Source organism: Streptomyces sp. YIM 98790 (assembly GCF_011421595.1).
Classification (GTDB): domain Bacteria; phylum Actinomycetota; class Actinomycetes; order Streptomycetales; family Streptomycetaceae; genus Streptomyces.
The window spans coordinates 17,626-27,152 of sequence record NZ_WTLH01000042.1 but is presented as its reverse complement, the minus strand read 5'-3'; the positions used below and the strand labels follow the sequence as shown (position 1 = coordinate 27,152).

The following is a 9,527-nucleotide window of genomic DNA, read 5'->3' as shown; positions in this document are numbered from 1 at the left end:
ACCCCGCCCGGCGGGCGCCCGGCCCGCGCACACCGCGGCGGGGCGGTGCCGGAGTCCGGTACCGCCCCGCCGGGGTGTGCGCCGCGCCCTCCCGGTGCGGCCGGGTCAGGAGAGCGCGCCCAGCAGCTCGGCGGCGACCGGGCCGGCGTGCGAACCGCCGGAGCCGCCGTCCTCCAGCAGTACCGCGAAGGCCAGGTCACGGTCGGCCAGGAAGCCGATCATCCAGGCGTGGGTGGAGAGCTCGCCGTCCTCGCCGGTGGCGAACTCGGCGGTGCCGGTCTTGGCGCCCGGCCCGCCGGGGATGCCCTGGAGCGCCGAGGCGGTGCCCTGGGTGACGGTGTCCCGCATCATCTGCCGGAGCTGGTCGGTGGTGGACTCCTGCAGCCCGGCCGGCGCCTCGAAACGCTCCTTGACCGCCTCCGGCACCAGCACCGGCTGGTGGAACTCGCCGGCCAGCACCGTTCCGGCCACGGCGGCCATCACCAGCGGGCTGGCCTGCACGCGGGCCTGGCCGATCAGCGAGGCGGCCAGGTCGTTCTGGCTGTCCGACACCGGCACGCTGCCGTCGAAGGTGGAGGCGCCGACATCCCACACCCCGCCCACGCCGAAGGCCAGCGCGGTCTGCTCCAGGGTGTTGTCCTCGAACGTGTCCCGGTTCTCGATGAACGCGGTGTTGCAGGACCGGATGAACGCCTCGTGCAGGGTGGTGTCCGGGCCGAGCTCGAACTCGTTCTGGTTGTGGAAGCTCTGGCCGTTGACCTCGCTGAACTTGGGGCAGCCCACGACCGAGTCCATGGTCAGGCCCTGCTCCAGCAGCGCGGCGGAGGTGACCACCTTGAAGCCGGAGCCCGGGGCGTACTGGCCCTCGGCGGAGCGCGGGAAGCCGGCCGGTGTGTCCGCCAGCGCGAGTATGTTCCCGGTGGAGGGCTGCACCACGGCGATGGAGCCGCCCTGCTCCTGGCCCTCCAGCGCGGCCTCGGCGGCCCGCTGGACCTCGGGGTCGATGGTGGTCTGCACGGGCGTGCCCTCCTGGGCGCCCTCGGCCTCGACCAGGGTCTCCACCGCGCTGCCCGAGGTGCGGTCGGCGATCACCACACTGGTCTGCGGCTGCCCGGCGAGCTGCTCCTGGTAGCGGGCCTGGAGCCCGGAGGTGCCCTCGCCGGTCTCCCGGTCCACCCCGCCGACAACCGACTCCGCCAGATAGGACAGCGGCCAGGTCTCCTCCCGGATCTGGAGGCCGGAGATGGAGTTCAGCTCCACGCGGTTGGGCTGGTAGATCTCGTCCCGGATGGCGACCACCGGGACCGCCTGGTCCGGGTCGGAGGACTCCACCCGGTCGGCCAGCGCCTCGGTGTCCACACCGACGTCCAGGCCGTCGATGGCGCGGTAGGCCGTCTCCGGCTCGTTCAGCTGGGCGGGCCAGATGCTGATGTTCCACACCGTGCCGCTGCCGGCCAGCTCCGAGCCGTCGGCCGCCAGGATGGGGGCCCGGTCCGGCTGCCGGACCGTCTTCACCAGGGTCTGCCCGTCGGCCAGATCGGGGTGCAGGACCGCCGGCTCCCAGCGCACCAGCCACTCGCCGTCCGCCGCCGGGTCGGGGGTGAGCGTCATCTCGGTCTCGTAGCTCCAGTCGGTGAGCGGTTCGCCGAGGTCATGGGTCAGCGTGTACCGGACGACCCGGTCCTGCCCGCCCTCCACCGGCTCGGACGGCTGGACCTGGTAGGTCAGCCCCTCCGACTCCAGATTCCGGCTCACCGACTCCAGCAGCGAGGCCGCGGCCTCTTCGTCATCGGTGAGCGCGGCGGCCCCGCGCTGGTCCGCCTCCGGGTCGGGGCTCCAGGCCGCGAGGAACGCCTCGGCGTGTCCGCGGGCCGTGTCCGATTCCTCGCCGCCATCTCTGAGCAGCCAGAACGCCGCACCGCCGGCGGCCAGAACCAGCACCACGACGGCGATCACGATCTTGCGCACGACGGTCCACACTCCCCCCGCCGGGTCACGTCAATCCCAGCGCTCTCGACTGGCCCACCACCATACAGACGCGGGGTGACAGGCCCTTGGACACCCTCCGTACAGTGCACGCATCCGGCGCCCGTCCGGTTCGCGCCACCGCCGGACCCGCCCCGCCGTGCCGTGCCCCGGCCCCGCCCGGCCCGGCCCGGCTCCCGCCGTCACTCCCCGAGGCCGATGGTCATCCGCTGGGCCTTGTGGGTGGAGAGACCGTCCGGGCCCCGCAGCCCGAAGGAGGAGACGCGGACGTCCGGTGAGACGTAGGTCGCGTCGAGCCGCCACAGCCAGGCGCCCCGGACCGCGAACGACACCGGGTAGAGCGAGGTGCTCGCCCGCGCCGCGTCGCGCAGCGGGGCGAGATGCCGCAGCTCTCCCATGCTGGGCAGGGTGTTGAGGGCGCCCGAGACGACGACCGGGTGGGGATTGCCGGCCAGGTCCTCCCGCAGCACCCGCCACTGCGCCTCCCGGTAGGCGCTGAGCTGGTGCACGGCGGTGTAGAAGCCGGTGGTCAGCGGGGACTGCCCGAGGTCGAACGGGTCGGCGATGTGCACGTTGTAGAAGCTCACCGTCCGTCCCCCGGCCAGCAGGTCGGTGCGGAGCACCCGCACGTCCCAGTAGTCGGCCCAGGGGGTGAGCGGCTCCATCGGGCTGGCCGTCAGCACCCGCTGGGCGACCACCGGCAGCCGGGTCAGGGTGAGCAGTTCGCCTCTGGCGACCAGGGTGTACCCGGGGAACTCGGCGCGCAGCCGGGCGGTGTCGTCCACCGCCACCGGTCCGTCCTCGCCCTGGACCATGTACTCCTGGAGCAGATAGACATCGGCCTCCATGGAGGTCAGATAGTCGTAGAAGTGGTCGGGGTCCTCGTCCTGGTGCCAGAAGAGCGTGTTCCAGGAGACCACGTGGAGCGGGTGGGCGGTGGACTGCCGGTCGCCGCCGGTCAGCGCGTGAAAGTTGATTCCCGAATCCGGCACACCCAGCACCAGCGCGCTGAGTGTGCAGGCCAGCGCGGTCCGGCCGGCCCGGCTGCGCGGCGGGCGGCGCAGCGCGTACGCCGCGCCCATCGCCGCCAGGATCAGCAGCGGCAGCAGCAGGTAGACGGGCGGCGGCACCATGTCGGGCAGCACCCACCACCAGACCCGGCCGGTGAGCAGCGCGTGCGCGACGGTGAAGGCCAGCCAGCCGGCGGCGCAGACCGTCAGCACGGCGCTGCCCCAGCGGCGGGCGGACGGCTCCGGTGCCGGCGCCGCCTCGCCGTCCGGCCGCCGCCCGCTGTCCGCGCTGTCCGCGCCCTGCCCGCTCTGCCCGCTCTGCCCGCTCTGCCCGTTGTCCGGGCCCTGCCCGGTCTGCCCGGTACCGGCGGGCGCGCCGGGCACCTCCGCACTGATCACCCTGGACGGTTCTGCCGCTGTCATGTCAGCCGAACCTAAGCCCGCGGCGCGACGGTCGCCGGACCGCTCCGGCCCAGGAATTCCAGACCAATCCGCACCGCCGCGGTGATCCGCTCGGCCACCCCCGGGACCGCCGCGTCCGGCAGATTGCCGTAGCCGATGACCAGCGCGGGGTTCCGCGGATCGGCCTGGAGCCGGTAGGTGTCGAGTCCGGCGAGCTTGACGCCGGAGCGGACCAGACGCCGGACCACCGCCGTCTCCTCGACACCGGCCGGCAGGTGCGCGACCAGGTGCAGTCCCGCGTCGGCCCCGCCGACCCGGGCCTCCGGAAGGGACTCGGCGAGCTGCCGGATCAGCGCGGCGCGCCGCCGCCGGTAGCGTGCCCGGGTGGTCCGCAGATGCCGGTCGTAGGCGCCGGCCTCCAGGAACCGGGCCAGAGTGGCCTGCCAGAGCCCCGACGGCCGGACCTGGTCGGTGCCGGCGGCGTCCAGGCCGGCGGCCCAGGACCGCGGGGGGACCAGCCAGCCGATCCCGATGCCGGGGGCGAGCGTCTTGCTCGTCGACCCCAGCAGGAAGACCCGGTCGGGATCGAGGCCCTGCAGGGTGCCGGGGGGCTGCCCGGCGTACCGGAAGGGCGGGCCGGAATCGTCCTCCAGCACAAGCCCGTCCACGTCACGCGCCCAGGACAGCAGCGCGGCCCGGCGGGCGGGCGACAGCACGGCCCCGGTCGGGAACTGGTGGGCGGGGGTGACGAGCACGGCGCGCACCCCCCGGTGGCGGGCCAGCTCCTCGACCCGGATGCCCTCCTCGTCCAGGGGGATGCCGAGCACGGCGAGCCCTTCCGCGGCGGCCGCCTGCCGCAGCCCGGGCCAGCCCGGGTCCTCGACCGCCAGGGTGGTGATGCCGGCGCGGCGCAGCGCCCGGCTGACCCGGGCGACACCGTCGGTGACGCCGGTGGTGATCAGGACGTCGGCCGACTCGGCCCGGGTGCCCCGGACCCGGCGCAGGTAGTCGGCGACCAGGTCGCGCAGGCGGGGATTGCCGTCCGGGGTCGGGTGGGCGAGGTCGGTGAGCGCACCGGCCACCATGGTGCCGCGCAGTGCCTCCAGCCAGCGCCGGTGCGGAAAGGCCCGCAGGTCGGGGAGGCTGGGGGTCAGGTCGTAGCGGGTGGGGACGGGCGGCGGCGGGCCGGGCTCGGCGGCCGGCTGCGGCGACACGGCGCGGACCCGGGTGGCCGAACCGGTGCGCGCCTCCAGCAGGCCCTCGGCGGCCAGCTGGCCGTAGGCCTCGGTGACCACCCAGCGGGAGCAGCGCAGTTCGGCGGCGAGGCTGCGGCTCGGGGGCAGGGCCGCCCCGGCGGCCAGCCGTCCGGAGCGGATCGCGCTGCGCAGTGCCGCGGCGAGCCGGTCCCGGAGCGCGGGGTGGGACTGGGCCTCCAGGTCGAGGAAGACGTTCCACGCGAGATTGGATCGTAAGTTCGCGTCCCGATTGGACCGGGGTATCTGCGTCGGCGGTCGATATAAAGGGCGCGGTGCCACGGGGGACTCGGGCAGCCGTCGAGTCTGGTTTGGAAGCGCTCCCATGGGGTGGAGGATAGCGACCGGTCCTCACGCTTTCAGCCCCTCCCAGGCACGCCATGGAGGGGAGGAAAACATGTCGTCGGCGGTCTCGGTGGTCATTCCCTGTTTCAACGCCGCCCGCACGCTGCCCGCCTGCCTGGCGGCCATCGCCGCACAGCGGACCGTCCCGGACGAGGTGGTCGTCGTCGACGACGCCAGCACCGACGCCAGCGCGGAGATCGCCGCCGCGGCCGGGGCCACCGTGGTGCGCCAGCGAGTGAACCGGGGCGTCTCCGCGGCACGCAACCTGGGGGCGGAGGCCACCACCGGAGCGGTGCTGTTCTATGTGGACGCCGACGTGGCCCTGTCCCCGGACGCCATCGGCAACGCGCTGGCCGTGCTCGACGCCGATCCGGAGACCGGCTGCGTGCACGGCATCTACGAGACCACTCCGCTGATCGACGACGGCCCCCTGGAGCACTACAAGATCCTCAGCAACCACTACTGGCGGCGGCGCAGCGTCGGCCGGGTCGGCACGGCCCTGTTCGCCCTCGGCGCGATCCGCCGCGAGGTGCTGGAGCGGGCCGGCGGCTTCGACGAGAGCCTGCGCGACGGCGAGGACGTCGAACTGAGCATCCGGCTGCGGCCGCTGTGCCGCATCCGCCTCACCGACACGGTCACCGGGCGGCACGACGACGCCGACCGCTGGCGCGCGGTGCTCGGCGAACAGTTCCGGCGCAGCCGGCTGCTGGTGCCGATGGCCCTGGCGGAGCGGCGTGGCCGCCGGCCGGAGCCGGAGCCCGCCGCCGACGACGCGCCCACGCTGACCGGGCAGCGGCCGGCCGCCGTCGCGGCCACCGCGCTCGCGCTCGGCCTGCTGGCGCTGATGCCGGCCGTGGCCCTGCTGACCGCCTGGTGGCCGTTGCTCGCGCTGCCGGCCGGGCTGGCGCTCGCCGGTGCGCTGCTCGCCGATCCCGGGCTGCTGGCCTTCGTCCGCCGGGAGCGCGGCCCGCGCTATCTCGGGTTCTTCCTCGCCGCCCAGGCGGCCGTGCTGGTCACCCTGGTGGCCGGGGCCGCCACGGGTGCGCTCTCCCCGGCCTCCGGGCGGCGTTCCCGGGCGACGGTGCGCAGATGAACAGGCGCGTCCTGCGCTGGGGGCTCACCACCGGCTACTGCGTCGCCGCCGCGGCCGGCATCGCCTGGGCGCTGCGCGGCACGCAGTGGCACGAGGCCGGTGAGCTCGTCGCCCCCCGTGCGCTGCCGTTCCTGCTGCTCGCCGCGGCGGTCAACGTGGCCGGCATCTGCCTGGGCATGGTGGCCTGGCGGGGCCTGCTCACCGGGCTGGCCGGACCGGTCCCGGCACGACCGGCGAGCCGGCTGTACTTCATCAGCTTCCTGGGCAAGTTCGTCCCCGGCCGGGTCTGGACCCTGCTCGCCCAGATACGCCTGGCGGACAGCGTCGGCGTCCGGCCGGCCCAGATCACCGCCACCTTCGGGCTGAGCCTGGCGGTGGTGACCGTGACCGGTCTGGTCGCCGGCGCGCTGATCGCGCCCAGCCTGGGCGCGGGCGCCGCCTGGCTGGCCCTGCCGGCGGGCGTGTTCGCCCTCGGGCTGGCCCGGCCCGGGTGGGTCGCCGCGCCCCTGCTCTGGGCGTCCCGGCTGGTCAAGCGGGAGCTGACGCTGCCCGCGGACGCCGACCGGCGGCTGCGGGTCGCGATGTCGGTGCAGTTGCTGTGCTGGGGCGTCTCCGGGCTGCACCTGTGGCTGCTGGCGGTGGTGCTGGGCGCCGATCCGCTGCGCGCCCTGCCGGCCGCCGTCGGGGGCTTCGCCCTGGCGATGGTGGCGGGCTCCTACGCCATCGTCGTGCCCGACGGAGCGGGGGTGCGCGAGGTGCTGCTCGCGCTCGTCCTCGGCTCCGTCCTGCCTCCCGCCGCCGTCGGCGTCGCCGTGGTGGCGAGCCGGCTGCTCTGTCTGGTGACCGAGGTGGTCACCGCCCTGGCCGTCTGCTTCGGCCACATGGTCCGCACGAGAATCGAGGTATCGCATGCCGACACCGCCGAAAGACCCGGCGAAGCCGAGAACGCCGGCGCTGATGTCCGTTGAGGATGCGGAGGCGCTGGACGTCGGAGAGGTGCACCGCCTGTACCGGAGGTACGTCAACAAGAGCCAGGTGGGCCTGATGACCTCGTTCGGCTTCGGCCGCGAGCTCGTCGAACGGGCCGAGGGCGCGTACCTCCACCAGCGCGACGGCCGGCGGATTCTCGACTTCACCGGCGGCGTGGGGGTGCTCAGCCACGGGCACAACCACCCGCGCATCCTCGCCGCCCGCCGCCGCTTCGCCGAGCGGCAGCGGATGGAGGTGCACAAGACCTACTTCTCGCCCTACCTTGCCGCGCTCGGCCACAACCTCGCGGCCGTGCTCCCCGGCGACCTGAACATGTCGTTCCTGCCGAACTCCGGCGCCGAGGCCGTCGAGGGCGCGGTCAAGCTCGCGTACAAGTACCACCAGGGCCGGCGCGGCACCGTGCTGCGCGCGGACATCGCCTTCCACGGCAAGCTGCTCGGCTCCGGCGGGCTCACCGGAAGTGCCCAGAACCACTTCGCGTTCCCGACCATCCCCGGAATCGACACCTTCCGCTACGGCGACCTGGAGAGCGCCGCCGCGGCCGTCGACAGGCACCCGGGCGATGTGTACGCCCTGCTGATCGAGCCGTTCAGCGCCTCGACGCTGACCTGGTGCTCGGAGGAGTTCCTGCGCGGGGTGCGGGAGCTGTGCACCCGTCACGACATCGTGCTGATCTTCGACGAGATCTACACCGGCTGGGGCAAGACGGGAACCCTCTTCCACTTCATGCGCTACGACGGGCTGCTCCCCGACGTGCTGACCACCTCCAAGTCCTTCGGCGGCGGCAAGAGCTCCATCTCGGCGTTCGTGGCCCGGGAGCCGGTGTTCCGCAAGGCCTACGACACCATGCAGGACGCGCTGCTCCAGTCGACCTCCACCACCTACTACGGCTTCGGCGAGGAGTGCGCCACCGCCATCGAGGCCGTCAACGTGGCCGTCGAGGAGGACTTCCCGGCCCGCGCCCGGGCGATCGGGGCGCAGCTCGGCCCCGGCCTGCGGCGCATCGCGGAACGGTACCCGGAGGCGATCGGGGACGTCGCCGGCGCCGGGGCGCTGTGGGGCGTCTTCATCAGCGGCGGGCCCAAGGTGCTCGACCTGGTGGCGAAGATGGCCCCCGGCGGCCTGGCCAAGGACCCCAACTTCCGGGTGAAGCTGGTCACCGCCGCCGTGATCAGCGCCCTCTACCGGGACCACGACCTCTACACCTACTACACGCTCAACGGGCGCAGCCCGCTGGTCTTCGGCCCGCCGCTGGTGGCCTCCGCCGACGACGTGCAGCACGCGCTGGACGCGCTGGACGCCGTGCTCGCCCAGGGCCTGACCAAGCTGGTCACCCGCTTCTTCGCGGAGAAGGTGAGCGCGCTGTGGTGACCGAGCGGCCCGCATCCACCATCGCGGTCACCGGCGCCGCCGGCATGCTGGGCAGCCACCTCACGGCACGCCTGCTCGCCGACGGCCACCGGGTGCACGACATCGACCTGCGCGAGCCCGGCGGCGCCGGGCTGCACGAACGCCAGGAGTGGACCGTCGCGGACATCCGGGACGGCGACGCGCTCGCCGCCGCGCTGGCGGAGTCCGGACCGGAGGTGCTGGTCCACACCGCGTCGGCGCTGCCCAGCTACCCGCGGGAACAGATCCGCTCGGTGATCGTGGACGGCACCCGGTCGGTGTTCGAGGCGGCGTGCGCCGCCGGGGTCGGGCGGATCGTGCACATGAGCTCGACCGCCGTGTACGGCCTGCCCTCGGTGGTGCCCACCACGGAGGAGTATCCGCGCGAGCCGACCGACGACTACAGCCGCGCCAAGGCCGATGCCGAGACCGTCGCCGAGGAGTACCGCGCCCGCGGGCACTGCGTGAGCATCCTGCGGCCCAAGACCTTCCTCGGGCCGGGCCGGATGGGACTGTTCGCCATGCTCTTCGAGTGGGCCGAGGAGGGGCGCAATTTCCCCGTCCTGGGCAGCGGAAACGTTTTGACGCAGATGCTGGCCGTGGAGGACCTGGTCGACGGCGTCGTCGCCGCCGTCCGGGCCGAGCCCGACGTGGCCAATGACACGTACAACCTCGCCGCGACCAGCTTCGGCACCGTCCGGGAGCAGTTCCAGGCCGTGCTGGACGCGGCGGGGCACGGCCGCCGCGTGGTGTCCGTCCCCGCCGGGCCGGCCGTGGCGGTGCTGGGCGCGCTCCAGCGCGTGGGCCTCTCCCCCGTCTACGGACGCCTGCTGCACAAACTGCGCGGTGACTCCTACGTGAGTGTCGACCGGGCCGCGAAGCGGCTGGGCTTCAGCCCCCGCTACTCGACGGTGGACGCCCTGCTGCGCTCGTACCAGTGGTGGCGTACCACCGGAAAGTCGGTCTCCACCAGCGGAAACACCAGTCAGCAGCCGTGGCGGCAGGGCGTGCTCGCCGCCGCGAAGGTCTTCTTCTGAGCCTGCCCGGCTCCTTTCTGCG

At 73.9% G+C, this 9,527-nt stretch carries 7 protein-coding genes; 4 read left to right on the top strand and 3 right to left on the bottom strand.

Annotation, left to right across the window (positions count from 1 at the left end; all coding sequences use genetic code 11):
* Positions 1–105 precede the first annotated feature (105 nt).
* The 3 genes from GQS09_RS10190 to GQS09_RS10180 form a co-directional block, all read right to left on the bottom strand.
* Complete coding sequence (locus tag GQS09_RS10190; RefSeq protein ID WP_313896071.1) at positions 106–1,968, bottom strand: penicillin-binding transpeptidase domain-containing protein; 1,863 nt, start codon at positions 1,966–1,968, stop codon at positions 106–108.
* A 200-nt stretch (positions 1,969–2,168) separates the two neighbouring features.
* Positions 2,169–3,419: an endonuclease/exonuclease/phosphatase family protein gene (locus GQS09_RS10185; RefSeq protein ID WP_165985685.1), complete on the bottom strand. Its 1,251-nt coding sequence runs from the start codon at positions 3,417–3,419 to the stop codon at positions 2,169–2,171.
* 11 nt (positions 3,420–3,430) lie between these two features.
* Entirely contained in the window at positions 3,431–4,978 is a 1,548-nt protein-coding gene (locus GQS09_RS10180; RefSeq protein WP_165985684.1) for a PLP-dependent aminotransferase family protein, read from the bottom strand.
* 70 nt (positions 4,979–5,048) lie between these two features.
* Here GQS09_RS10180 and GQS09_RS10175 point away from each other — a divergent pair, with 70 nt between their 5' ends.
* Genes GQS09_RS10175 through GQS09_RS10160 form a run of 4 tightly spaced genes read left to right on the top strand, consistent with a single transcriptional unit; the run spans position 5,049 to position 9,505 of the window.
* On the top strand, positions 5,049–6,089 hold the full coding sequence (locus GQS09_RS10175; protein WP_165985683.1) for a glycosyltransferase: 1,041 nt from the start codon (positions 5,049–5,051) through the stop codon (positions 6,087–6,089).
* A complete protein-coding gene (locus GQS09_RS10170) occupies positions 6,086–7,057 on the top strand; it encodes a lysylphosphatidylglycerol synthase domain-containing protein (RefSeq protein WP_165985682.1) in 972 nt (323 codons plus the stop codon). Before GQS09_RS10175 ends, GQS09_RS10170 begins: the two co-directional genes overlap by 4 nt.
* Positions 7,047–8,450, top strand: a complete 1,404-nt coding sequence (locus GQS09_RS10165) for an aspartate aminotransferase family protein (protein ID WP_243761275.1) — start codon at positions 7,047–7,049, stop codon at positions 8,448–8,450. Before GQS09_RS10170 ends, GQS09_RS10165 begins: the two co-directional genes overlap by 11 nt.
* Positions 8,447–9,505 (top strand): NAD-dependent epimerase/dehydratase family protein, encoded by a 1,059-nt coding sequence (locus tag GQS09_RS10160; RefSeq protein ID WP_313896070.1) that lies wholly within the window; start codon positions 8,447–8,449, stop codon positions 9,503–9,505. Before GQS09_RS10165 ends, GQS09_RS10160 begins: the two co-directional genes overlap by 4 nt.
* Positions 9,506–9,527: the final 22 nt, after the last annotated feature.